The sequence below is a fragment of the Ruegeria sp. BG7 genome (assembly GCF_056535685.1).
Genome location: NZ_JBQFIU010000001.1, coordinates 1403263 through 1425109, shown reverse-complemented (window position 1 = coordinate 1425109; position 21847 = coordinate 1403263). Strand labels below are relative to the sequence as shown.

At 56.5% G+C, this 21847-nt stretch carries 26 protein-coding genes; 7 read left to right on the top strand and 19 right to left on the bottom strand.

Annotated elements, in window-relative coordinates:
• Window positions 1-51 precede the first annotated feature (51 nt).
• A complete protein-coding gene (locus ACR3EH_RS07130) occupies window positions 52-858 on the top strand; it encodes a phytanoyl-CoA dioxygenase family protein (RefSeq protein WP_171188829.1) in 807 nt (268 codons plus the stop codon).
• Window positions 859-1114: 256 nt separating this feature from the next.
• On the opposite strand, the gene ACR3EH_RS07125 is transcribed toward ACR3EH_RS07130, so the two are convergent.
• Together ACR3EH_RS07125 and ACR3EH_RS07120 are read right to left on the bottom strand one after the other, a co-directional pair.
• Entirely contained in the window at window positions 1115-1561 is a 447-nt protein-coding gene (locus ACR3EH_RS07125) for a DUF3124 domain-containing protein (RefSeq protein ID WP_371808753.1), read from the bottom strand.
• Window positions 1562-1754: 193 nt separating this feature from the next.
• Entirely contained in the window at window positions 1755-3146 is a 1392-nt protein-coding gene (locus ACR3EH_RS07120; protein ID WP_171096246.1) for an aminotransferase family protein, read from the bottom strand.
• 222 nt (window positions 3147-3368) lie between these two features.
• Between ACR3EH_RS07120 and ACR3EH_RS07115 the strand changes: the two genes are divergently transcribed.
• Window positions 3369-4997 carry an acyl-CoA synthetase gene (locus tag ACR3EH_RS07115; RefSeq protein ID WP_171188831.1) on the top strand — a complete coding sequence of 543 codons (1629 nt, stop codon included), beginning with the start codon at window positions 3369-3371 and terminating at the stop codon, window positions 4995-4997.
• Here ACR3EH_RS07115 and ACR3EH_RS07110 read toward each other — a convergent pair.
• The 8 genes from ACR3EH_RS07110 to hmgA all read right to left on the bottom strand — a co-directional run bounded on the left by ACR3EH_RS07110 (window position 4994) and on the right by hmgA (window position 12302).
• Window positions 4994-5329 (bottom strand): DOPA 4,5-dioxygenase family protein, encoded by a 336-nt coding sequence (locus tag ACR3EH_RS07110; RefSeq protein WP_171188833.1) that lies wholly within the window; start codon window positions 5327-5329, stop codon window positions 4994-4996. The genes ACR3EH_RS07115 and ACR3EH_RS07110 overlap by 4 nt on opposite strands.
• An 86-nt stretch (window positions 5330-5415) precedes the next feature.
• Window positions 5416-6054: a maleylacetoacetate isomerase gene (maiA, locus tag ACR3EH_RS07105; protein ID WP_171188835.1), complete on the bottom strand. Its 639-nt coding sequence runs from the start codon at window positions 6052-6054 to the stop codon at window positions 5416-5418.
• Window positions 6055-6065: 11 nt separating this feature from the next.
• Window positions 6066-6263 carry a DUF2783 domain-containing protein gene (locus ACR3EH_RS07100; protein ID WP_171105539.1) on the bottom strand — a complete coding sequence of 66 codons (198 nt, stop codon included), beginning with the start codon at window positions 6261-6263 and terminating at the stop codon, window positions 6066-6068.
• 5 nt (window positions 6264-6268) lie between these two features.
• The gene (locus ACR3EH_RS07095) at window positions 6269-7879 is read right to left on the bottom strand and encodes an FAD-dependent oxidoreductase (RefSeq protein WP_171188837.1); all 1611 of its coding nucleotides are present in this window, start codon (window positions 7877-7879) and stop codon (window positions 6269-6271) included.
• Window positions 7880-8011: 132 nt separating this feature from the next.
• Window positions 8012-8962 carry an MBL fold metallo-hydrolase gene (locus tag ACR3EH_RS07090; protein ID WP_171188839.1) on the bottom strand — a complete coding sequence of 317 codons (951 nt, stop codon included), beginning with the start codon at window positions 8960-8962 and terminating at the stop codon, window positions 8012-8014.
• Window positions 8963-9048: 86 nt separating this feature from the next.
• Window positions 9049-10305, bottom strand: a complete 1257-nt coding sequence (gene fahA, locus ACR3EH_RS07085) for a fumarylacetoacetase (protein ID WP_171648499.1) — start codon at window positions 10303-10305, stop codon at window positions 9049-9051.
• 21 nt (window positions 10306-10326) lie between these two features.
• Complete coding sequence (locus ACR3EH_RS07080; protein WP_171676371.1) at window positions 10327-10950, bottom strand: LysE family translocator; 624 nt, start codon at window positions 10948-10950, stop codon at window positions 10327-10329.
• Window positions 10947-12302: a homogentisate 1,2-dioxygenase gene (gene hmgA / locus ACR3EH_RS07075; protein ID WP_171096228.1), complete on the bottom strand. Its 1356-nt coding sequence runs from the start codon at window positions 12300-12302 to the stop codon at window positions 10947-10949. Before hmgA ends, ACR3EH_RS07080 begins: the two co-directional genes overlap by 4 nt.
• 57 nt (window positions 12303-12359) lie before the next feature.
• Here hmgA and ACR3EH_RS07070 point away from each other — a divergent pair, with 57 nt between their 5' ends.
• Both ACR3EH_RS07070 and ACR3EH_RS07065 read left to right on the top strand, forming a co-directional pair.
• Window positions 12360-12812, top strand: coding sequence for a MarR family winged helix-turn-helix transcriptional regulator (locus ACR3EH_RS07070; protein ID WP_171188845.1), 453 nt, complete (start codon window positions 12360-12362; stop codon window positions 12810-12812).
• A gap of 60 nt (window positions 12813-12872) precedes the next feature.
• Window positions 12873-14123 carry an adenylate/guanylate cyclase domain-containing protein gene (locus ACR3EH_RS07065; protein ID WP_171188848.1) on the top strand — a complete coding sequence of 417 codons (1251 nt, stop codon included), beginning with the start codon at window positions 12873-12875 and terminating at the stop codon, window positions 14121-14123.
• A 166-nt stretch (window positions 14124-14289) separates the two neighbouring features.
• Here ACR3EH_RS07065 and ACR3EH_RS07060 read toward each other — a convergent pair whose 3' ends face one another.
• Window positions 14290-14571, bottom strand: coding sequence for an HlyU family transcriptional regulator (locus tag ACR3EH_RS07060; RefSeq protein WP_171188850.1), 282 nt, complete (start codon window positions 14569-14571; stop codon window positions 14290-14292).
• Window positions 14572-14767: 196 nt separating this feature from the next.
• Window positions 14768-15577: a division plane positioning ATPase MipZ gene (locus ACR3EH_RS07055; protein WP_171096222.1), complete on the bottom strand. Its 810-nt coding sequence runs from the start codon at window positions 15575-15577 to the stop codon at window positions 14768-14770.
• Window positions 15578-15795: 218 nt separating this feature from the next.
• Here ACR3EH_RS07055 and ACR3EH_RS07050 point away from each other — a divergent pair, with 218 nt between their 5' ends.
• Window positions 15796-16683: an AEC family transporter gene (locus ACR3EH_RS07050; protein ID WP_171188852.1), complete on the top strand. Its 888-nt coding sequence runs from the start codon at window positions 15796-15798 to the stop codon at window positions 16681-16683.
• A gap of 92 nt (window positions 16684-16775) precedes the next feature.
• Window positions 16776-17147, top strand: a complete 372-nt coding sequence (locus ACR3EH_RS07045; protein WP_171188854.1) for a VOC family protein — start codon at window positions 16776-16778, stop codon at window positions 17145-17147.
• A gap of 72 nt (window positions 17148-17219) precedes the next feature.
• Here the strand turns inward: ACR3EH_RS07045 and rpmE are convergent, their stop codons facing one another.
• Both rpmE and rplS read right to left on the bottom strand, forming a co-directional pair.
• On the bottom strand, window positions 17220-17441 hold the full coding sequence (rpmE, locus tag ACR3EH_RS07040) for a 50S ribosomal protein L31 (protein ID WP_170428949.1): 222 nt from the start codon (window positions 17439-17441) through the stop codon (window positions 17220-17222).
• An 11-nt stretch (window positions 17442-17452) separates the two neighbouring features.
• On the bottom strand, window positions 17453-17836 hold the full coding sequence (rplS, locus tag ACR3EH_RS07035; protein WP_152457026.1) for a 50S ribosomal protein L19: 384 nt from the start codon (window positions 17834-17836) through the stop codon (window positions 17453-17455).
• 381 nt (window positions 17837-18217) lie between these two features.
• On the opposite strand from rplS, the gene ACR3EH_RS07030 reads away from it, so the two are divergent.
• Window positions 18218-19018, top strand: a complete 801-nt coding sequence (locus ACR3EH_RS07030) for a glycoside hydrolase family 25 protein (RefSeq protein WP_171188856.1) — start codon at window positions 18218-18220, stop codon at window positions 19016-19018.
• Here the strand turns inward: ACR3EH_RS07030 and ACR3EH_RS07025 are convergent.
• The 5 genes from ACR3EH_RS07025 to ACR3EH_RS07005 form a co-directional block, all read right to left on the bottom strand.
• Entirely contained in the window at window positions 19015-19440 is a 426-nt protein-coding gene (locus tag ACR3EH_RS07025; protein ID WP_171188858.1) for a hypothetical protein, read from the bottom strand. The two genes, ACR3EH_RS07030 and ACR3EH_RS07025, sit on opposite strands and share 4 nt — an antisense overlap.
• Before the next feature lie 139 nt (window positions 19441-19579).
• Entirely contained in the window at window positions 19580-20389 is an 810-nt protein-coding gene (gene trmD, locus ACR3EH_RS07020; RefSeq protein ID WP_171676369.1) for a tRNA (guanosine(37)-N1)-methyltransferase TrmD, read from the bottom strand.
• The gene (locus ACR3EH_RS07015) at window positions 20386-21201 is read right to left on the bottom strand and encodes a hypothetical protein (RefSeq protein ID WP_171676366.1); all 816 of its coding nucleotides are present in this window, start codon (window positions 21199-21201) and stop codon (window positions 20386-20388) included. Before ACR3EH_RS07015 ends, trmD begins: the two co-directional genes overlap by 4 nt.
• Window positions 21201-21704, bottom strand: a complete 504-nt coding sequence (gene rimM, locus ACR3EH_RS07010) for a ribosome maturation factor RimM (protein WP_171096208.1) — start codon at window positions 21702-21704, stop codon at window positions 21201-21203. The genes ACR3EH_RS07015 and rimM overlap by 1 nt, the downstream gene beginning before the upstream one ends.
• Entirely contained in the window at window positions 21697-21846 is a 150-nt protein-coding gene (locus tag ACR3EH_RS07005; RefSeq protein WP_171096206.1) for a hypothetical protein, read from the bottom strand. Before ACR3EH_RS07005 ends, rimM begins: the two co-directional genes overlap by 8 nt.
• Window position 21847 lies beyond the last annotated feature (1 nt).

The following is a 21847-nucleotide window of genomic DNA, read 5'->3' as shown; positions in this document are numbered from 1 at the left end:
AGGTCATATTTTTCCACTAACGATTGCTTAGTCATTTCGTGGGAGGCGACGATGGGAATCGACCAAAGGGTACGAACTTGGGCGAACGCTTACAATCGGGACGGTTATGTAGGTGGTGTTCCGATCCTGACTGAATCCGAAGCGCAAGAACACCGTGCCGCAATGGAATGGGCCGAAAACCAACTAGGTGCGTCCATGCATTATAAGTCCAAAGCGCACACAATTCTAACTTCGCCGTACAAGCTTGCTACGCACCCCCTGATGCTCGATCTCATCGAAGCGCTGATCGGGCCCGACATTCTGTTGTACAATGTTACCTACATCATCAAAGAACCTGGCTCGACCTCGCATGTCAGTTGGCATCAGGATCTGACGTATTGGGGCCTGAGTCATGACGACCAGGTATCCGCTTGGCTCGCCTTGTCGCCAGCGGACGAGGAAAGCGGTTGCATGCGAATGCTCCCGGGAAGTCACGCGAATGGTGTGATGAGCCATGAAACAACGGAAGATGACGATAACGTTCTTTTGCAGGGGCAGACTGTTCTTGGAGTTGATGAGAGCAAGGCTAAGCTTTGTCCGCTGCGTCCGGGCGAGGCGAGTTTTCACCATGGTTGGACGCTTCATGCCTCGATGCCGAACAAAAGTAAGGATCGCCGAATTGGGCTGAATATCCAGTATCTTGCGGCGCATGTACGTCAGACCAAACATGATCTCGATACGGCAATGCTGGTGCGCGGAGAAGACAATTTCGGCCATTTTGGAATCGACACTCCCGCTGAAAGCGATCTTGATCCTGTGGCGGTGCATAGGCAAATCGAGCTGGAACAGCGTCATGTTGAAATAGCAGGAACAGCCTGAAGCATTGACGAAACGCTTTGGGCAAAACGCAAAGCAGAGAGTGGCCCAAACGCTGGCCGCTCTGACTGCCTGATCCTCTTTCGAGAGATTTCGAGTTCAAGGCCGTCCCGATTGGAGCGGCCTTTTTTGAACGTAGAGAATGTCGGCTCTGAGCCCAAATTTAGCTCCAGTCGCAGTGGCAAAGAACCAGTCACTGTTGCTTAGGTATTGGCTTAATGGTCGAGCTGGTCACATAGAAGCAAAGTAGTGGTCGGTGTTACGGTTCTTGTGACAACACCTGACCTCGGCTTGTAAACGAGATCCCTTGAGTGCCGCTTCCACCGACCATGATTGCTTCTACGATAGGGGGTGACACCGGAACTTCTGCCGACCATGTGACTACGAAATTCGCGCCAATGCCGTCTCCGACGCTACCAATAGGTACAAGCGCATTCATTGACCCAAATGGCATCAGTTGAACGGGCTCATTTATGAGGGTTTCCAGAAGCTGCCCCGCTCTGTCGTAATATTCGACGCGCTCAACTTTGATCTCTGATTGAAGACTAATGTTGTGCACAACGAGGGTAGACGCGAGCGGTTCGCTGCGCCCCTCCTGCGTGAATACTCGCGAGTAGGAGGGAACATAGATGACTTGAGATGTTACACTCTCCGAAACTTGTGCGAATGAAGGGCTTGGTACAGTCGTCAACGAAACCAAAGCCATTGAGAGTGACCAGAAATATCTGCGGGAGAAAAACTTCATTTAGGAGAATGCTCCGTTTGTTCAGTCGTGAATATGAGCATACGGATGACAAGATTCGGCGCAAGAAAATGACCGCTTTGTCCGCACTTCGACTATTCACAAAAAAAACCGACACTCGATGTGCCGGTTTTTCTTTTTTTAATATTCGGTCAGCTTACCCGAAAACACGCCCCAGCGCGCCATCGACCGCGTCGGTGATCTGGTCGATGTCGTCCGCCGTTGCGATCAGTGCGGGCGAGAAGCACAGCGTGTTGTTACGGCTGGGGATCGAGCGGTTGGTGGCACCGATGATGACGCCCTGCGCCATACAATCGGCGACAACGGCTTGAACCCGCTTTTCGTCCATCGGGTCTTTGGTCGCACGGTCAGTGACCAGTTCGGCCCCCAGGAACAGGCCCTTGCCGCGTACGTCACCAATGACTTTGTGCTTTTCCATCAACGCTTGCAGGTTGCCCATCATGCGGTCGCCCATGTCGGTGCAATTGCCCAGCAGGTTCTCATCTTCGATGATGCGCATGTTCTCAATCGCTGCCGCCGGACCGGCCGTGCAGCCGCCAAAGGTCGAGATGTCACGGAAATAGTTCAGCGGATCCGACGCGTCGTCCTTGAACATGTCAAAGACTTCTTCGGTGGTGACCATGCAGGCAATCGCCGCATAGCCCGAGGCCACGCCCTTGGCCATGGTCACGAAGTCAGGTTTAATGCCGTATTGCTGGTATCCGAACCATGTGCCGGTCCGGCCAACACCGCAGACAACCTCGTCGATATGCAGCAGCACGTCGTATTTCTTGCAGATCTCCTGCACGCGCTGCCAATACCCTTCGGGCGCTTCGATTACGCCGCCGCCAGCCGTTACCGGTTCAAGGCACAGGGCACCAACTGTGTCGGGGCCTTCGCGCAGGATGACCTCTTCGATCTGATCCGCCGCCCATTCGCCGAAATTCTCTTCCGGTGCGCCGTCCAGTTCGTGCTTGCGGTATTCCATGCAGTGCGGCACGCGTACGAAGTCAGGCGCGAAAGGTCCGTATTGCGCAGTCCGTTCATCCTGACCGCCGGCCGACATGGTTGCCAACGTCGAGCCGTGATAGTCGCGGTCGCGGTACAGAATCTTGGTCTTCTTGCCGCCGTAGCGCTTATGCGCGATCTGACGGACCATCTTGAAGGCTTTCTCGTTCGCTTCAGAGCCGGAGTTGGTGTAGTAGACGCGGCTCATTCCCGGCATCTTGTCGATCAGCTGTTCGGCAAAGATTGCGCCGGGGATCGAGCCTGCCGAGTTGGCGAAATAGCATAGTTTCATCAACTGATCATAGACGGCCTTGCAGATCGATTCGCGGCCATAGCCAACGTTCACGGTCCACACTCCACCGGAAACAGCGTCCAGGTGTTCTTTGCCCTTCTGGTCCCAGACGCGCATGCCTTTGCCTTCGACAATGATGCGCGGGTCATTGGTTTCAAAGGGTTTATGCTGAATCAGGTGGTGCCAGATATGAGCGCGGTCGGCCTCGACCACGCGGGAAAGATCGTTTTCGTTGAACGTGCCGTCCATGACAAGTCCTTTCACTGAGATGCGCTTGAGGGGCTATTGGTCAGGCCACACCCCCGCCTGTGTTTAAGATGCTTCAGATCACCGCGAAAGGCCCGTTGTAAGTAGGGCCAGATCGCGCCATCCCATATTGCCAGAAGTTGGGCCTATCGTATTACTACGGATTTGTCAGAGCACCAAGATTATGCTCAAGTCGCGCGAACTGTGATTTGGGAGGATCAGCAGATGACAGCCACAAACATCTACGAGCGTCATTTGGACAAAAGCCGGGCCAACTACACGCCTTTGTCGCCGCTGACGTTCCTTGAGCGAACGGCGCAGGTCTATCCGGATTACCCTTCGGTGGTGTATGGGGACCGCCGGTATTGTTGGGCTGAAACCTATGCCCGGTGCCGACAACTGGCGGGTGCGCTGACCGCGCGTGGCATCGGCAAGGGCGATACCGTTTCAATCATCGCAGCGAATATTCCCGAGATGTATGAGGCTCATTTTGGCGTGCCGATGGCAGGCGCTGTTTTGAACGCCATCAATACGCGCCTGGATGCACCAATCGTCGCTTTCATTCTAAATCACGCCGAAGCCAAGGTGCTGCTGGTTGACCCGGAGTTTTCAGGTGTTGTGAAAGAGGCGCTGAAGCAGGTCGAGCGTGACATTTTGATTATCAATATCGAAGACCCGAGCTTTGAGGGCGGTGAGACACTGGGCAGTCTGACATATGATGCTTTGCTGAGCGAAGGTGACCCGGAATTCAATTGGTCCTTGCCAAACGATGAGTGGGACGCAATCACGCTGAACTATACCTCTGGTACAACAGGCAACCCGAAAGGGGTTGTTTATCATCACCGGGGCGCAACCCTGAACGCGCAGTCGGACTTGCTGGATTGGGATATGCCCAAACATTCCGTCTACTTGTGGACACTGCCGATGTTTCACTGCAATGGCTGGTGTTTCCCTTGGGCCATGGCGGCAAATGCGGGTGTGTCTGTCTGTCTGCGCGCCGTGCGGGCCGAGCCGATCTATGCGGCGTTCCGCGATGAGAAAGTCACCCATTTCTGCGGTGCGCCCATCGTTTTGAACATGCTGGCCCATGCACCGGATGAGCTGAAAGACTTTGATCACCAGATCAAGGTAATGACCGCAGGTGCCCCACCGCCTGCGGCAGTGATCGAAGCGATGGAGGCGATGGGCGTCGAAGTCACCCATGTCTACGGCCTGACCGAGACGTACGGGCCCTCGGTCGTGTGTGCCTGGAAAGACGAGTGGAATGAGAAAGGGCCAGAAGATCGCGCTGCTCTGAAAGTACGGCAGGGTGTGCGGTACACGGCGCTGTCTGGCCTGATGGTGGCCGATCCCGAAACGATGGAACCCGTGCCTTCTGATGGCGAAACTATGGGTGAGATTTTCATGCAGGGCAACGTGGTGATGAAAGGGTATCTTAAGAACCCGGACGCCACGGACGGGGCCTTTAAAGGCGGCTGGTTTGCGTCCGGCGATCTGGGTGTTATGCATCCCGATGGATATATCGCCCTCAAGGATCGATCCAAGGACATCATAATTTCAGGTGGCGAGAATATCTCGTCCGTTGAGGTCGAGGGTATCCTTTATAAACACCCGGCGGTGATGGAGGCGGCTGTGGTTGCGCGTCCAGACGAAAAATGGGGCGAAACGCCTTGTGCCTTTGTCGAGCTGAAACCCGAAGCAACCGCGACCGAAGCAGAGCTGATTGCCTTCTGTCGGGACAACATGGCCCATTTCAAAGCACCTAAGACCGTCGTGTTTGGCACCCTGCCGAAGACATCTACGGGCAAGGTGCAAAAATTTGTCCTGCGGGATCAGGCGCGGTCGCTGGACTAAAGCTTGTCGAAGATCGAAAGGTTCAGATCCAGCATCTCACCCATCCAGATTGCCCGATCGCGGTGATCTTCCAGATGCTCACCGGTTTCGGGATGGGTGAACACGGTCAGGCCCTGCCGGTTCAACATCAGCCATGGCATGACCTGATCAAAAGCGTCGGCGGCAAAGCCTAACTGGCAACTCCAGCGCGGATGAGGACCGACGTTGCGGGCATGCATACGCCCCATCTGAACCGGGAATAGCCGCGCGGCCTCTTCACAGACCTGTTGCGCCGTATCCTGCGTGTCGGCATCGAAATAGACATGGGCGTGGTAGCCGGTGATCTCGGGCATGGGGGACCTCATTTCTTTGATTTATCAAAGCTAAGGTCAAACGGGGCATACGCCTAGGCGCACAGGCACACAGGGCCTGTGCAGGGTTATTGGGGTGCATGCGCGTCGGGATGCGCTGCAACAAAGGCCGGATGACTAGCGCAGGCTGCTTCAACCCCCAGAACACGTGGCATGTCCGACAGTTCCACCTGCCAGCGGCGTGCATTGTAGAGTTGAGGGATCAGGCAGATGTCGGCGAGGCTTGGCTGCGAACCGGTACAATACGGGGCCTGTTCAAACGTGCCCAACATGGTCTCAAAGGCTTGCAAGCCGGGCCGGATGAAGTGCCGCATCCAATCTCCGGGCATGTCGGTTGCTTCTTTGCTTAACGACGTCGCGTGACGTGCGACAGACAAGTTGCAGACCGGGTGAATATCCACCGCAATTGCATATGCAAGTGCCTGTACACGCGCGCGCTCGACCGCGTCGTTGGGTAGTAAATTAAGTTGGCGCGTTCGGTCCAGATAGTCGAGGATGGCCAAAGACTGTGTCAGGCGGTGCCCGTCGACATCCAGTACCGGCACAAACCCTTGCGGATTGCGTGCCAAATGCTCAGCGCCTTTGTGTTCGCCGCCCACCAGATCGACAACAACGGCGTCATAGTCGATTGCGGCCAGATTCAGGGCGATCCGCACACGATAGCTGGCTGAGGACCGCCAATAGTCGAAAAGAACGGGTTTGTTCACGTTAAAACCCGTCAGTTTTCGGTCAAAGCGGCTGCGCGAATGGCGTCGGACAACACCGTTCCGTCGCCGATGTGATTGGCAAGAACCAACACCAGTCGGGCGTTCAGCGCGTCGCTGTCGGCTTTTTCAAGCCCTTCATGCGCCGCCAAAAGGGTGGCGTAAAAGTCGTCGGCGTTGTCGAAATTGGGGGTTAGGATCAAGTCTGACATGTCGCTTACTCCTTACCGCAAGCTCTGCGGATCGCATGACGGAAACTGTTTTCTTCAAAGCTGTCCCGCCGAGCGGCTACGTGCTGATCCGGGCGGATCAGATACACAGCGCTGGTTGCATTACCCAAGTAACGACGTTTGAGAGCCAGCGTCAGGTCGTCTTTGACCGTCAACGCCAGCCGAGTGACCTCAATCCCATCCTCTTCCAGAGTGTCTGGGGCATCGGCATCAATGGTCAGCAAGGTAAATTTGCCCGCCAGCTTGGGCAGCAGGAATTCATCGCCCAGTGGGGCATCCGGGCAGGCCGACCCCGGGCGTGTGCAGGCTGGGCCGTTCAGCGCATCGGCCGAGTTCAACGAAGACCCGTCATACGTGCAGGGTTGGCTCAAGCGCCCGGAGTTCACCAATGGTCGGGCAAATTCATACTGTTCGCTTAGATCCAGAACCGCATCGCGCAGAAGCCGCGACATCTCGGATTTTGGCGTGATGAAATCGGTCGACCGGCTGGATTTCTGGATATTTTCGTCGGCCCCCTGCACGCGTTCCGCGTTGTAGGTGTCCAACAGGCTTTCAGGGGCTTTGCCCTCGAGCACAAGCTTCAGTTTCCAGCACAGATTGTCGGTATCTTGCAAACCCGAATTTGCCCCGCGTGCGCCAAAGGGGCTGACCTGATGCGCGCTGTCGCCTGCAAACAGGACGCGCCCTTTGCGGAAGCTTTCCATGCGGCGACACTGGAAGGTATAGATTGAGACCCATTCCAGCTGGAACTCGACGTCTTCGCCCAACATCGCCTTGAGGCGGGGGATGACATTCTCGGGGCGCTTTTCACGCTCCTTGTCGATGTCCCAGCCTAATTGCAGGTCGATGCGCCAGACGTTGTCAGGCTGCTTGTGCAACAGCGCAGACTGCCCCCGATTGAATGGCGGATCGAACCAGAACCAGCGTTCTGATGGGAAATCGGCATCCATGATCACATCCGCGATCAGGAAGTTGTCTTCGAACACGCGCCCTTCGAAATCAATGCCCAGCATCCGGCGGGTGGGAGAGGTGGCTCCGTCGCAAGCGATCAGCCATTCAGCCTCAAGCGTATAGGGGCCTTCAGGGGTCTCGACCTCCATCCGAACGTGATCCTCGTGCGTGCCAATGGCCTCGACCTTGTTGCACCCACGAATTTCAATCGGTGCGCCTTCTGCCTGCAGCTCGCGAACCCGTTGAACGAAGTAATCTTCGAAATGGTATTGCTGCAGGTTGATGAAAGCCGGATTGGCATATCCTTCATCCGGTTGCAGGTTGAAGTCATAGACCTGGCGATCATCGAAAAAGACCTTGCCGCGATCCCACAACACGCCTTTGTCGACCAAGCGGTGTCCACATCCCAGGCGGTCGGCAATTTCTAAAGTGCGCTGAGAAAAACAAATGGCGCGACTGCCGAAACTGACCTTGTCGTTCTCGTCCAGAACCACAACCTCGATCCCTTGTTGGGCCAGATCGATGGCGGCGGCCAAACCAACCGGACCGGCACCAATCACGATGACCTTGCGCCTGACGGGCGTGGGGCTGTCCTGATCCGGGCTGCGTTCATAGCCGTAAAGCGGTGTTTCAAAGATCTTGTTCATGGGCTCCCCCCCAAGCAGATGCACCAAAGTGCTGCATATCCTGTCCCCCGGCGACAGGCGCCGGAGGCCTTGGCTTATGGTTTCATCGAATCCCGCCGCGTAAAACGATCTGGATCAAACCGGGTCGTTTTGTCATCCTTGCAGGGCTTCCCACATCTCAAGGTCGCGCTGGGCGGTCCAGATACGCGGTGTGTCGATGCCGCGTGCCTCGTCATAGGCGCGCGCCACGTTGAACGGCAGGCAGTGTTCGTAGATCGCGTAGTCAGCGAATTTCGGATCACACTCGGCGCGTACGGCGTCCCAGGCTTCTTTCAGAGATCCTCCACGCGCCGCCACCTTGGCGGCAGGACGGTAGGTGCTGCTGACGAAATCGCGGGTATTTTCAATGGCCGCATTGACCATATCCTTACCAACCAGCGCGTCGCCGCGACCCGGAGCGATGGCGTCGACATCGAACCATTTGATCGCATCCAGCGTGTCACCCCAGTCGCTGAAGTGCCCATCGCCGCAATAGCAGGCCGAATGGTATTCGACGATGTCACCGGTAAACATCACGTTCTGGTCTGGCACATGAATTACGATATCACCGGCAGTGTGCGCACGGCCCAGATGCATCAGATCCACGCGACGGTTGCCCAGATAGACGGTCATCGTGTCGCTGAACGTGGTGGTGGGCCAGGTCAGGCCCGGGATGCTTTCGTGCCCTTCGAACAGGCGAGGAAACCGTTGGAATTCGCTGTCCCAATCCTCTTGCCCGCGTTCCACGACCATGGCGCGGGCCATGTCTGACATCAGGACTTGCTGTGCGCCAAACGCGCTTGCGCCCAGAACGCGAACGGCGTGGTAGTGGGTCAGTGCCACATGCGTGATCGGCTTGTCTGTAACTGATCGAACGCACTCGATCACCTTGTTGGCCAGACGCGGTGTCGCCTGCGCCTCGACAATCATCACGCTGTCATCGCCGATGATGACGCCCGAGTTCGGGTCGCCTTCGGCCGTAAAGGCATAGAGCCCTTGGCCCACCTCGGTGAAGCTGATCTTTTTCTCCGACATGTCCCCCTGGGACGCGAATGCTTTGGCCATCTTGGTATTGTCCTTTTGCGTTTGCGCGGAAGGCTGCGGTTGGAAGCCTCCGGCGGGAGTATTTGGAAAAAGATGAAGTCAGTGCGTCATCGTTCGAAAGGGGAAGTAAGGGCAGGCAGAACGGTGCCAACACAGTCACCGAAGCCGATTGTATAGCCGTCGCCTTTGGCCGCACCGGTCAAGGTGAGTGTGTCGCCGTCCTCGATGAAGCTGCGGGTTTCGCCGCTGTCCAGCGTCAGAGGTTCCTTGCCGCCCCAGCTGAGTTCCAGCAACGAACCGCGTTCGGGTTTGGTTGGTCCGGAAATGGTGCCCGACCCCAGCAAATCACCTGCATTCATCGGACAGCCGGACGTCGTGTGATGGGCCAGTTGCTGCGCGGCGGAATAGTACATCTGGTTGTAGTTGGTCTGTGCAATTGTCGTGGCAGGCTGCCCGGCAGGTGCCATGGTGATCGACAGATCAATGTCATAGAGCATCGGGCCGCAGTCTTTCAGGTGATCCAGCAACTCGAACTCACGGGCCGGCGTGTCACAGCGGAAAGGCTCCAGCGCTGCCTTGGTGACAATCCAGGGGCTGATTGATGTTGCGGTGGCTTTGGCCTGAAACGGACCGAGTGGCTGGTATTCCCAAGCCTGGATGTCGCGCGCAGACCAGTCGTTCAGCAGGACGTAGCCAAATATATTGTCGTCCGCCTCTTGCACCGAGATCGGACCCTCCGAAGGGGTGCCGACAATCGCGCCCATCTCAAGCTCGATGTCAAAACGACGGCTGGGCAGAAAGGCAGGCAGCTCTTGTTCTGGCGCTTTTAGCTGTCCCCAAGGGCGGCGAATATCCGTACCCGAAACAACGACCGAAGACGCGCGTCCGTTGTACCCAATGGGAATATGCAGCCAGTTCGGCGGCAATGCGTTTTCCGGCCCCCGGAACATCGTGCCCACGTTGAAGGCGTGGTTCCGGCCTGCGTAGAAATCGGTGTATTCGCTGACCGCGAAGGGCAGGTGCATCTCGGCGTCGTCTTGTTTGACAAGCAATGGTTCAACCTTGCTTTGCTCGTCCGAGCCCTCGGTCAGAAGGCTGATCAGACGTTCCCGCAGGGCGGCCCAGACAGCGGGACCTTCCTCCATTAGTGGGTTCCAGAACGGCATGTCGAACAGGGGCTCATCGCATAGGGTGATCAACCCTTCGGATTCGGCGGCGGTGACGTCGAGGATCATATCCCCAATGGCCACGCCGCAGCGCGGATCGTCGCCCTCGGTCGAGAAGACGCCATAAGGCAGGTTGTTCAGTGGGAACGGATGTGCCGCGTCATTGGCCGACGTCACCCAGGATGTCATTAGAGGCATACGATGTCCCTGTTTTGTTGGTTAAGTTGAGGGGCGAAGGGATTTCAGCCCCAACAAGATAGCAGCCAGGATCATGAAGCTGCCGCCAATGCGGTCAAGCCACAGCTTTGCAGGACCTTGCAAACGGCGGGCCAGCCAGCTTGCGCTGCCGCCATATGCGGTCAGAAACATCCCGTCCATGACCAGATAGGTGGCCGAAAGAATGGCGAATTGCGGCCAGAAAGGCAGTGCTCCGTCAATGAACAGTGGGAACAGCGCTGCAAAAAAGACCACGGCTTTGGGATTCGCGGCAGAGGTAATAAACCCCTGCATCCAAAGCGATTTACGACTTGTCTTGGGCGCGGTTTGCGTATCAGACACGCGCGCTTTGAGGATCTGTTTAACCCCAAGATAAACCAGATAGGCCACACCAAGCCATTTGATGACTGTCAGCGCGGTTGCGGATGTGGCAATCAGGGCGGCCAGGCCAAGCCCCGCCGCCAACATCTGCAGAAAGTTCGCCGTCAGATCTCCGACAGCGGTGAATAGCCCGCGCCGAAGCCCGTTGGTGGCTGAGTTTGACAACATCAGCAATTGGCTGGGTCCCGGTGTGCTCATCAGCAGCAGGACGGTTGCCACATAGGTGAACCAGAAATCCAAGCTCATTTCTTACCCGGTGTTCCGTCGAACTTTTTCTCGAGCGATGTCCAGCAGTCGATATAGTCATCCTGCAACGGCGCTTCGGTGGCGGCAAATGGCGTCAGATGCTGCGGGAAGCGGGTTTCGAACATGAACGACATTGTCTTGTCCAGCTTGTCCGGTCCCAGGTTGGAATATGAAGCCTTGTCAAAGGCTTCCCTGTCGGGACCATGCGGGATCATCATGTTGTGCAGACTGGTGCCACCGGGCACGAAGCCCTGTGGTTTTGCGTCATACTGGCCGTAAATGTTGCCCATGAGCTCGGACATGATGTTTTTGTGGTACCACGGCGGGCGGAACGTGTCCTCCATCACCATCCAGCGTTCGCGGAACAGAACAAAGTCGATATTGGCCGTGCCGGGCTGGCCAGACGGTGCCGTCAGAACCGTAAAGATCGACGGGTCGGGATGGTCGAACAGGATCGCGCCAACCGGGCAATAATTTCGCAAGTCATATTTGTAGGGCGCATAGTTGCCGTGCCACGCAACCACATCCAGCGGGCTGTGCCCGATCTTGGTGGTGTGGAACTGGCCGCACCATTTGATCGTCACGGTCGACGGCGTTTCGCGATCTTCAAACGCAGCTACGGGCGCTTTGAAGTCGCGCGGGTTGGCCATGCAGTTTGCGCCAATCGGGCCGCGGCCCGGCAGCTCGAACTTTTGCCCGTAGTTTTCGCAGACAAAACCGCGCGCGGGGCCTTCCAGAACCTCGACCCGGTACAGCAGACCACGCGGAATGATCGCGATCTCTTTGGGTTCCAGATCGATGATACCCAGCTCGGTCGCAAAACGCAGGCGTCCTTCCTGCGGAACAACCAACAGCTCGGAATCGGCCGAGAAGAAGTAGTCATCCACCATGGATTCGGTGACCAGATAGATGTGGCTGGCCATGCCCACTTGCGTGTTCACATCCCCCGCCGTGGTCATGGTCCGCATCCCGGTCATCCAGTTCAGACCTTCATCAGAATGTGGGACGGGATCCCAGCGATACTGACCCAGGCTGATCACATCCGGGTCGATGCACGGTGCCGATTTCCAATAGGGGAGGTCGATTTTTTCGTAACGATGTGAATGCTTCACCGATGGGCGAATACGATAACACCAAGTGCGTTCGGGCGGGTTCGCAGTGAAAGCGGTGCCGCTCAGCTGCTCTCCGTAAAGGCCATAGTTGCACCGCTGTGGGCTGTTCATCCCTTGTGGCAGCGCGTCGGGCAGGGCCTCGGTCTCAAAGTCGTTTCCAAAGCCGGGCATATAGCCGGCATGTGTGCCGACCGGCGTTGCAGCCTGCGTCAGCATATGCGGATCACTCGGACGATTCATGATGGTTTCCTCCGTTTGCTGCTTGTCGGGTAATAGTTGATTTTGTAACTAACAAGCATGTCACACGTAGAATCCAAAAAAAATGATGAGTTTGATCTGCAAAATTTTCTGCCCTTCCTGCTGAACCAGGCGGCTGAACAGGCGTCATTGGAATTTCAGAGCGTATACAAAGGCCGTTATGGGATGCTCAGAACCGAATGGCGGGTGCTGTTTCATCTCGGGCTATTTGGCGAGATGACCGCGAAAGAGATTTGCGAACGTGCCAGAATGCACAAGACCAAGATCAGCCGCGCGGTCGCCAAGCTGGAACAGCGTCGTTACTTGAAACGCACACGCGATGAAGCGGACCGGCGTGCAGAATGGCTGACACTAACACCGGCTGGGCAAACCGTGTATCGTGACTTGCATGGCGTCGCCGCAGACTATGATGCGAAACTGTCGGGCCTGTTTGAAGCGGAGGAAGCCGCTCTGCTGCGTAAAATGCTGCAAAGATTGGCTGGTTTGGACTGACCACTGGCAATTGATGTGCATGATCCCCAGATGGGATACATGCTTGATACGGACACAAATATGACCTCGTTAGACTCTTCGTCGGTGCCCACACACAAGCTGATCGATTGGTTGGTCAATAAGGGGCTTGAAGGGGCCGGGCAGGAAGAATTGCTGGAAGGCTTTTGCACCCGGCTGGTCGATATGGGCATCCCGTTGATGCGCTTTCACGCAGCCCAGTCCACTTTGCACCCAGTTTACGGCGGTATGGGTTACAGTTGGTACAACGGCACAGGCGGTGAATTCGAGCGGTTTGAAAATACCGATGAACCCAGCGAGGTTTGGCAGCAAAGTCCGCTGTATGCCCTGTTGCATGAGGATCTGGATGAAATCCGGGTCAAACTGGTCGAACATAATGAACCCAGTCGCTTTCCGCTGTTGAACGACCTGCGGGAAATCGGGGCAACCGATTATTATGCCACGGGCTTGTCTTTTGAAGGGGCTAAGCAGTTGCGCCCCAATGGCGCAAAGAAGGTCAGCGATGGCGTTCTGATGTCCTGGACCAGTGACGCACCAACCGGTTTTGACGACGGCGATCTGAACCAAATCCACACCGTTCTGCCGCATTTGGGTCTGGCGCTTAAGTCCGCCAAGAACCAGAACCTGACCAAAGATCTGATGCGTGTTTACCTGGGCCGCGATGCCGGTCGTCGGGTTCTGTCTGGTGAAATCCAGCGCGGGTCTTTGCAGCAGATCGATGCGGTAATTTGGAATTTCGACCTCGAAGGCTTCACCACCCTGTCAGAGGATCTACCGGGGCACGAGATTATTGACATGCTAAACGACTATCTGGCCGTGGCAGTGGGCGTGGTGCATGACAGGGGCGGTAATATCCTGAAATTCATGGGCGATGGTCTGATGGCCATGTTCGATGTCGGCGAAATCGACGAAGACGCCCGCGCCGCGCTGAGCGCGGTTCCCCTTTTGCAGTCGCGTATGGATGCGTTGAACGCTCAACGACAGGAGCAAGGCCTGCCAGTGGCCAATTACACGCTGGCTCTGCATTCAGGCGAAATTCTCTATGGCAATATCGGTTCCGAGACGCGGTTGGATTTCACAGTCATCGGCCCGGCCGTCAATCAGGCCGCCCGTATTGCGGGGATGCACCGGTCACTGGGACAGAGGATCCTGATCTCAGACGACGTCGCCCGCGCCGCACAACCCTGCGTGCAAGAGCTTGTGTCAGTGGGTCGTTACATGCTGCGCGGAGTGAACGAACCGAAAGAGTTGTTTACGGTGTACAGTCCCAGTGGGCAATCCGTAACCGATTGAAACTGAGCCTGTTCCTAAGTTGATGGACCTTGCAGAACGTCTTGGTTCCTTCCTTCTGCGGTCGTACCCTACATTGACGCTATTGGCTGCATGAACAAGGCCGAGGGTGTGTCGTTCGGCAAGCGCAGGTCACATGGTAATCGTCGATCGCATCTCGGGCAAAAAGCTATCGGTTTCCAGCATCGAATATGCGTTCGCCCTGCTCGTCAATCACCTGCTTCGCCTTGGTGATGCTGAAGCTCTCGGCCTGATCCCGGCTTTCAAAGACATCTGCCCGGATCACCGCTTGTGTTCTTCGTTCTCCGTCGATGGTCTTTTCGATTCGGGCCGAAAGGCGATACTTGCCACCCTCGGCAATCAGGTCTGGGAAGATTTCGAACCCTTTGTATGCGACCGGCTCAGGACCCGACTTTTCGCCGCCACCAAAGAGTTTTGAGAAGAGTGACATGGACCAGCTCCTTTCAGCTTGTTTGGATCAGAGACTAACGCGGCTAGGGGCGGGGTTGAAGTGCGCTGTACGGTTGGTTCACCGGATCCTCGATTCTATTGCATCCTGGCTGCCAACGCAAAGCGCCTAGAGCAGCCACTCAGTGCTGGAATCCAACTGCTGGATTTGTTTACACAGCGTCCGACAGGGCCTTGGATCAGAAATCGATCTCCACGCCCGGCAAGCTCAGCTCTTTCATCATGTCGCGCAGTTCCTGACGGGCGGCGATGTTCGAGATGTTCAACTGCTTTACGCCGATATCCTTGAGATCCAGCAGGGTCAGGCCACGGGGGAACAGTTCGCGGAAGATAACCCGTTCGGAAAAGCCCGAAGCGACGCGAAAGCCGATGCGCTGAGACAGCATCTCGATCGCGCGCTGCATCTTTTCCTTGTTGACCATACGCTGCGTGCCGACCCGGTTGCGGACCACGACCCAGTCGATGGGTTTCAGCCCAGCTTGGGCCCGTAACTGACGCGCGTTCCAGACCATTTCGGAATAGACCGATGGGCCGAGGATCTTTTCCCCCTTCGAGTCGATCCGCGCCAAAAGGTCGAAGTCGATGAAGCTGTCGTTCAGCGGCGTGATCAGCGTGTCGGCCAACGAGTGCGCCACCTGGCTGAGACGGGTGTGAGAGCCCGGGCAGTCGATCAGGATGAAGTCGCTGTCGCTTTCCAGTTGCGATACAGCGGCGGACAGGCGGTGGTCATAGATGTTCTCGCCGGGTTTCAGCGTGGCGGCATCGATCTCGGGCAGGTCGTGATGACGCGGGCTGGGCAGGGTCAGGTCCGAGCTTTTGAGGAAGTTGTTCCGGTTCTCGAAATAGCGCCCCAGACTGCGCTGGCGCAAGTCCAGATCCAGCGTGCTGACCTTGTGCCCCAATCGGGCCAGCGCGGTTGCCACATGCATCGACACGGTCGATTTGCCTGCGCCACCCTTTTCGTTCCCGACCACGATGATATGTGCCATGCTTGTATTCCCAAGTCCCGCCGTGCTTCGCTACACGTTGTTGGCACCCACTATATGTTGTGTCGCGTTGGAAGGAAAGAACCTCAAGCGGCGGTTTCGGGCAATATCAGACCCTATTTTGGAAAACCCTGCGCGGTGCGCGGGTTACGGGCGCGCGCTTGCCAATGTGCCGGACCTGATTCACAGTCAGCATGCAGGTTGAGCAGGGAGAAAGCAGCTTGGAACACCTGTTCCTGAACGTCTTGAACGTGGTTTTGCCGGTCCTGATCTGCGCCGGGATTGGCTATGGCCTTGCGCTGATTCACGCGCCCTTTGACAACAAGGTGATCGGTGGGATCGTCTCAAAGGTGGGCTATCCTACGCTGATTATTTCGCACCTTTCGACGACCAATTTAGCTGTAGGTACTTTTCTGGACATGATGACCGCTGCTGCTTTGGCGGTGGCAGGGTTCGGTGTGTTGGGTTTCGTCGCCCTAAAGGCCCTGCGCCTGCCGGTCAGGGCGTTTCTGACGCCGTTGATGCACGGAAATGTTGGCAACATAGGTTTGCCAATCACCCTGTTGGCACTGGGTGATGCAGGTATGGCTTACACGATGGCGTTTGTGGTGGTTGTGCTGATCAGCATCTTTACCGTTGGGATGTGGATCCCGGCCGGAGAGTTCTCGCCCCGGAAACTGGTTTCTTCACCGATTATTTATGCCGTAGCGCTTTCACTGATCCTGATGGCGACAGGAACCAGCCTGCCGCAGCCGATTGCAAAATCTTTTGATATTCTGGGAGGACTGTCGATTCCGCTGATGTTGCTGACATTGGGTCATACCTTGGCGACATTGCAGGTCAAAAGCCTGGGACGGGCGATCACATTAACGCTGATGCACCTAGTGATGGCCGTTGTCATCGCCAGCTCTTTGATATGGCTGTTCGGGTTTACGGGATCGGAACGGGGCGCTTTGATTCTGTGCTGCCTGATGCCGTCGTCTGTGGCGACCTATCTCTTCATCGATCAGCATGTACCGGAATACGGGCCAGATGTGGCAGGCTTCATTCTGGTCTCGACATTGGCGACAATACTGGTGCTTCCGGTGGCGCTGTCCTACTGGATCTGACACTCGGCAATGCCATTTTCGTGACTTGTAACCCTTTGACGCCTGACCGACTATGCCCGGTAAATCATACAGTATTCAAAAGGGCTCCACTTATGATCGGATATGTAACCATCGGCGTTTCCAACATGGACGCCGCCAAAACATTTTACACTTCACTGTTCGAAGACATAGGCGCGCAGGTTCTGATCGATGCGGGCCGTATCGTATTTATCGGAAATGACCCGACGGCACCGATGCTGGCCGTATGCGAACCATATGATGGCAATGACTGCGCGTCCGGAAATGGCAATATGATATCTTTTCCTGCCGACACCAAAGAGTCCGTTTCCGCAATGTATGACAAAGCGATCAGCCTTGGCGCGACAGACGAAGGCGAGCCCGGGCAACGCGTGCCGGACCGGTTTTATGGTGCATATGTGCGGGACCCTGACGGCAACAAGCTTTGTTTTTATGTCTTCGGTTGAAGCCGGATTAAGCCCAGGCAAGAAAAAAGGCCGCCCGATGGGGCGGCCTTTCGCATTTCATTTCGGTCAAGCTTAGAAGCCCAGACCTTCGTATTTCTTTTTGAACTTCGACACACGGCCGCCGGCGTCCATCAGGCGCGACGAGCCACCGGTCCATGCCGGGTGCGAAGAGGGGTCGATTTCCAGAGCCAGCTGGTCGCCTTCTGCGCCCCAGGTGGATTTCATCTGAACCACGGTGCCATCGGTCATTTTGACGTTGATGACGTGATAATCGGGATGGATGTCTTTTTTCATCTTTCCGCTCCTTACGCCTCGGCGCCAGCCTTGGGCTTGTAGTTGGTGACTTCTGCGATACGTGCAGATTTACCGCGACGGGTGCGCAGATAGTACAGTTTGGCGCGACGGACGCGGCCACGGCGGACAACGGTGATGCTGTCAATGTTGGTCGAGTACAGCGGGAACACACGTTCCACGCCTTCGCCAAACGAAATTTTGCGAACGGTGAACGAACCGGCAATGCCATTGCCGTTGTTGCGCGCGATGCAGACGCCTTCATAGTTCTGCACACGGGTGCGCGACCCTTCGGTCACCTTATAGCCGACACGGATGGTGTCACCGGCTTTGAAGTCGGGGATGTCTTTCCCCAGGGCGGCAATCTGTTCCGCCTCAAGCTGTGCGATCAGGTCCATCGCAGGTACTCCTATCTGCTCGTGGTTGGTCCACGAAGTTTGGGCACGGCCTGAGAGCTCTTGGTCTTCATCGGGTCCTGCACGCAGCCCGCCAGAGGTCAGATCGACTGTTCCTTAAGTCCGGTTCCATCTGACACCTCCCTGCCGAAGAAAGCTGGGCGTTACGCCATGATGCAAACCAAAACACCGGAGTCGCAGATTGCGGCACCGGATTGCGGTCGTTTAAGGGGATTGTACGCAGGGATCAAGAGCAAATCGCATCGAATTACCGGGCAATACTGGTGGGATTCCGCCAGTCGCAAACTGCAGCGTTGCCTTGCCTCTCAGATCAGGCATTCTGAGGCAAATTGAAAGAGCAGAATTTAAGACAGGACTTCAAGGATGCGAATTGCATTTGTGCTGGCAGTTTCGGCTGCTTTGCTTGTGTCATGCGGACGCGGTGGCCCGAAGCCTCAGGCGGTCGAGCCTGTGCCGGGCGTGGACCGGACAGCGCCGTCGGTGATTTACCCCGATTTTGGTGACGCTGATCCGCATGATTGGGAGGGCCGTCATCCCGGCCTGTATCCTATCCATGGTCTTGACGTTTCTCGTTGGCAGGGGGCAATAGACTGGCGCAGGGCCAAAGCTTCGGGTGTGAGCTTTGTGTTCATGAAAGCAACCGAGGGCGGGGATGTGGCCGATCCGATGTTCGATGACCATCGACGCGGCGCACAGGCCGCCGGTGTGCCTTGGGGGGCTTACCACTACTACTATTTCTGTCGTTCGGCCCGCGAACAGGCCCGTTGGTTCATCCGCAACGTTCCCAAAGGCGCGGACTTACCGCATGTGTTGGACATGGAATGGACGCCGCATTCGAAGACCTGCACCTTGCGTCCCGACGGCAAAACCGTTCGCGCCGAGGCGCAACGGTTCCTGGACATTTTAGAACGGCACTATGGTCGTCGTCCCATTGTCTATACAACAGTAGACTTCTTTGAAGATACCGACATCGCTCGCCTGCCAAAGACCGAGTTCTGGTTGCGTTCGGTCGCCGGTCATCCGCGTGAGGTTTATCCGCGCACCGTATGGCGGTTTTGGCAGTATACCGGCACAGGGTTGGTGCCGGGGGTTCAGGGCAGGGTGGACATCAACGCCTTCAACGGCACGCCGGAAAACTGGGCCAGATGGAAGGCCAGGCCTTAGATCTTCGGCGTTCCGTAAGTTTCAATCGTACCGCCGCTGACCAGATGATCCAATCGCCGCTCGCGTTCTTCCCCAAATGCGTTGCGCAGCCAAAAGGACTCACCCGTGCTAAGCTCGCGACGTTCAAAGCCGCGTTCACGCAGGCAGCGGTCCACCTGATCAATTTCGCCCTGCACACGCAGTTCGTCTTGAAACGGGGCGGTTACGGCTGGCCCGATAATGATTCCCCAAAGAAGAATATTGGTCGCATAGCCGCCGATGACCGCGCTGCTACCACCTTCGTCTGCTTCTTGAGAACAGGAATCTACCGCAACCCGCGCAGAGTGCAGATTATGGCCCGCTTGTGTGGGAACAGACATCCCAAGTGGTTTTGTGGTGCAGGCCGAAGCAGCCAACAACGTGCCAAGCAATAGCTTTTTCATAATGTAGTCAGTCTCACTTCAATCTTTCTCGCCCACGAATCCTATGGGCCTAGAAAGTGAATAAATTGAGGCGCGCTCAACTTCAAATGGCAATCCGACAAAGAATTAGTCTGCGGCATCGCCGCCACATCCCTGTCCTTTAGTCCTGTCTTCCGGGCTTGGATTTTACATACTCTGCCCAGATGTCGGGACGTCGATCGCGGGTGATATCTTCTGCCATTTTGTGACGCCATTCCGCAATGCGACCATGGTGACCTGACATCAAAACCTCAGGGATTGGGTGCCCTTTCCAGTCTGCGGGGCGTGTGTATTGCGGGTGTTCCAGCAGGCCCGAGGAAAAGCTTTCTTCCTCGGTAGAAGCCTGATTGCCCAGAACGCCGGGGATCAGACGAACGGTCGCGTCGATCAGAGCTTGCGCCGCGATTTCCCCGCCGGTCATTACAAAGTCACCCAGCGATACTTCCTGTACCCCGTAGTGCTCCAATACCCGCTCGTCCACACCTTCGAAGCGGCCGCACAACAAGGTCATGCCATCGCATCGAGCGAGGTTCTGCATCATGCGCTGGTCCATGCGTCGCCCGCGCGGACTAAGGTAGATAAGAGGCCAATTGCCATGAACACCCGCCATCGTATGTTCAATAGCTTCACCAAGAACATCCGCGCGCAGCACCATGCCAGCACCGCCACCGGCTGGCGTGTCATCGACGTTGCGGTGCTTGCCAACGCCGAACTGCCGCAGGTCCACCGTCTCGAGCTGCCACAAGCCTTCCTGCAAAGCCTTGCCAGTCAGGCTTTCGCCCAGCACTCCGGGAAAGGCTGTCGGAAACAGCGTGATGATCTTTGATTTCCAGACCCCGTGCAAATCCGGCGTCGGCGTCATCAGTTCACGCGGTTTCAAAGTCGGCCGGATCGCTTTTCGGCCGTGGGATTTGCTGGGTTTGTCTGTCATGTCTGGCGGGCCAGTTCGGTCTGGGCAGTTTGAATCAAAGCCTTCTTCTGGGTGATCAAAGCGGCTTCGTCCAGTGATGAACGGTTCAAAGACAGCATTTCCTGCAACACCTCGTCAGAAAAGCTGGGGCTTACGCGTGCAGGACCTCGAAGCAGCGCAGCTTTCTCGGGCGGCAGATCCAGGAAATTGGCAAACGGCGCACCTGCTCCGAGGGGATGGTTCTGCACCTGTTCCAAAAACGCAGTCTGGACGGTGATGGTCGGTAGCCGATCCCTGATCGTGTCTGCAGTTTCTTTCAACGTGGGCAGATGCGCCAAATCAGAGCAGAAACCGTCCAGATCCTGCACGATCCGAGTTTGGTGCAGATCATGAGCCCACAGGCTGCGCAGCCACGCCTCGCGCTGGCGCAGAGACAGGTAGACAGTGATATCGACCTCGTCGCCCAGAAATCGTCGGCGCAGCACACTGACCAGCGTCTCGGCCAGTTCGGGTGCGGCCCCATAACCTTCCTCGCGGTTTCTGCTGGGGCGCAGGCCCAGGAAGTTTTCTTCGCTCAGGATCAGGCCCCGGCGTTCGCCAAAATCCAAACCGTCCAAAAAGGTTTGAACTTGTCCGCCAAACCCGGCCAGCGTCGCGTCCAGCCGATAGATTGAATGGCGCGTTGCGACCTCGCTCAGCCCGGACTTGCGGGTTTTGTAGGGTAGAACCAATGCAAAGCGGGGCCAGATCAATTCACGGTTTTCATGCAGAAACGACTGTACTGCGGTCATGCCTGTCTTGTGCAGGCCCAGATGCAGCAATATGCGCCGCATCAGATCAGACCTTCGGGCGGGTCAGCCACGATACGGCCTTGCTCAAGATCCACCGTTGGCACCACTTGCAGCGTAAAAGGCAGCAGAACGGTGGATTTCAAACCCGGCCCATGCAGTTCCAGCAAGTCCGCAGCGCCATGGTTCTGTACGGATTTGACTTTGCCCAGCAGCGTGCCGCCGGTGTCATAGACATCCAGTCCGATCAGGTCGGTGTGATAAAACTCATCATCGGGAAGCGAAGGCAACTGATCGCGCCGCGCAAACAGGCGCAGACCGTTCAGCGCATCGGCTTCTTCCTTGGTTTCGACCCCGCCCAGACGTGCCGCAAACCCGTTTTTGATGGTGCGCGTCAAAACAACCGGAAAGCGCTGTTCGCCGGTCTCATCTGTCAGTGGAGAGTAGTGTTCAATATCTTCGGGCACGGCGCAAAAGCTTTTCAGGCGCACTTCGCCGCGTACGCCGTAAGACCCCGCAACGCTGCCGACGCAGATCAGATCACTCATTGGACGCGCCTGTTGTCAAACAAATCCCGTTTCTCCATTCGCCAAGGCCTTCGCAGGCTTCGCGTTGATTGTTGCGTTCGAAGAACACGCCGACAATAAAGGCGATCAGCAGCAAAATGGGAAGTCGAATCAATCCGAACATG

Bases quoted from the DNA above. Each gene is read 5' to 3' on its own strand.
- ACR3EH_RS07015 (WP_171676366.1), bottom strand. From the start codon at position 21,201: ATGCGGCGCATATTGCTGCATCTGGGCCTGCACAAGACAGGCATGACC.
- ACR3EH_RS07045 (WP_171188854.1), top strand. From the start codon at position 16,776: ATGATCGGATATGTAACCATCGGCGTTTCCAACATGGACGCCGCCAAA.
- rimM (WP_171096208.1), bottom strand. From the start codon at position 21,704: ATGAGTGATCTGATCTGCGTCGGCAGCGTTGCGGGGTCTTACGGCGTA.
- ACR3EH_RS07110 (WP_171188833.1), bottom strand. From the start codon at position 5,329: ATGCCCGAGATCACCGGCTACCACGCCCATGTCTATTTCGATGCCGAC.
- ACR3EH_RS07065 (WP_171188848.1), top strand. From the start codon at position 12,873: ATGACCTCGTTAGACTCTTCGTCGGTGCCCACACACAAGCTGATCGAT.
- ACR3EH_RS07030 (WP_171188856.1), top strand. From the start codon at position 18,218: ATGCGAATTGCATTTGTGCTGGCAGTTTCGGCTGCTTTGCTTGTGTCA.
- ACR3EH_RS07025 (WP_171188858.1), bottom strand. From the start codon at position 19,440: ATGAAAAAGCTATTGCTTGGCACGTTGTTGGCTGCTTCGGCCTGCACC.
- ACR3EH_RS07090 (WP_171188839.1), bottom strand. From the start codon at position 8,962: ATGGCCAAAGCATTCGCGTCCCAGGGGGACATGTCGGAGAAAAAGATC.
- hmgA (WP_171096228.1), bottom strand. From the start codon at position 12,302: ATGAATCGTCCGAGTGATCCGCATATGCTGACGCAGGCTGCAACGCCG.
- ACR3EH_RS07100 (WP_171105539.1), bottom strand. From the start codon at position 6,263: ATGTCAGACTTGATCCTAACCCCCAATTTCGACAACGCCGACGACTTT.
- trmD (WP_171676369.1), bottom strand. From the start codon at position 20,389: ATGACAGACAAACCCAGCAAATCCCACGGCCGAAAAGCGATCCGGCCG.
- ACR3EH_RS07070 (WP_171188845.1), top strand. From the start codon at position 12,360: ATGTCACACGTAGAATCCAAAAAAAATGATGAGTTTGATCTGCAAAAT.
- ACR3EH_RS07005 (WP_171096206.1), bottom strand. From the start codon at position 21,846: ATGTTCGGATTGATTCGACTTCCCATTTTGCTGCTGATCGCCTTTATT.
- ACR3EH_RS07060 (WP_171188850.1), bottom strand. From the start codon at position 14,571: ATGTCACTCTTCTCAAAACTCTTTGGTGGCGGCGAAAAGTCGGGTCCT.
- rpmE (WP_170428949.1), bottom strand. From the start codon at position 17,441: ATGAAAAAAGACATCCATCCCGATTATCACGTCATCAACGTCAAAATG.
- rplS (WP_152457026.1), bottom strand. From the start codon at position 17,836: ATGGACCTGATCGCACAGCTTGAGGCGGAACAGATTGCCGCCCTGGGG.
- ACR3EH_RS07130 (WP_171188829.1), top strand. From the start codon at position 52: ATGGGAATCGACCAAAGGGTACGAACTTGGGCGAACGCTTACAATCGG.
- ACR3EH_RS07055 (WP_171096222.1), bottom strand. From the start codon at position 15,577: ATGGCACATATCATCGTGGTCGGGAACGAAAAGGGTGGCGCAGGCAAA.
- ACR3EH_RS07115 (WP_171188831.1), top strand. From the start codon at position 3,369: ATGACAGCCACAAACATCTACGAGCGTCATTTGGACAAAAGCCGGGCC.
- ACR3EH_RS07080 (WP_171676371.1), bottom strand. From the start codon at position 10,950: ATGAGCTTGGATTTCTGGTTCACCTATGTGGCAACCGTCCTGCTGCTG.
- ACR3EH_RS07125 (WP_371808753.1), bottom strand. From the start codon at position 1,561: ATGGCTTTGGTTTCGTTGACGACTGTACCAAGCCCTTCATTCGCACAA.
- ACR3EH_RS07095 (WP_171188837.1), bottom strand. From the start codon at position 7,879: ATGAACAAGATCTTTGAAACACCGCTTTACGGCTATGAACGCAGCCCG.
- fahA (WP_171648499.1), bottom strand. From the start codon at position 10,305: ATGCCTCTAATGACATCCTGGGTGACGTCGGCCAATGACGCGGCACAT.
- ACR3EH_RS07120 (WP_171096246.1), bottom strand. From the start codon at position 3,146: ATGGACGGCACGTTCAACGAAAACGATCTTTCCCGCGTGGTCGAGGCC.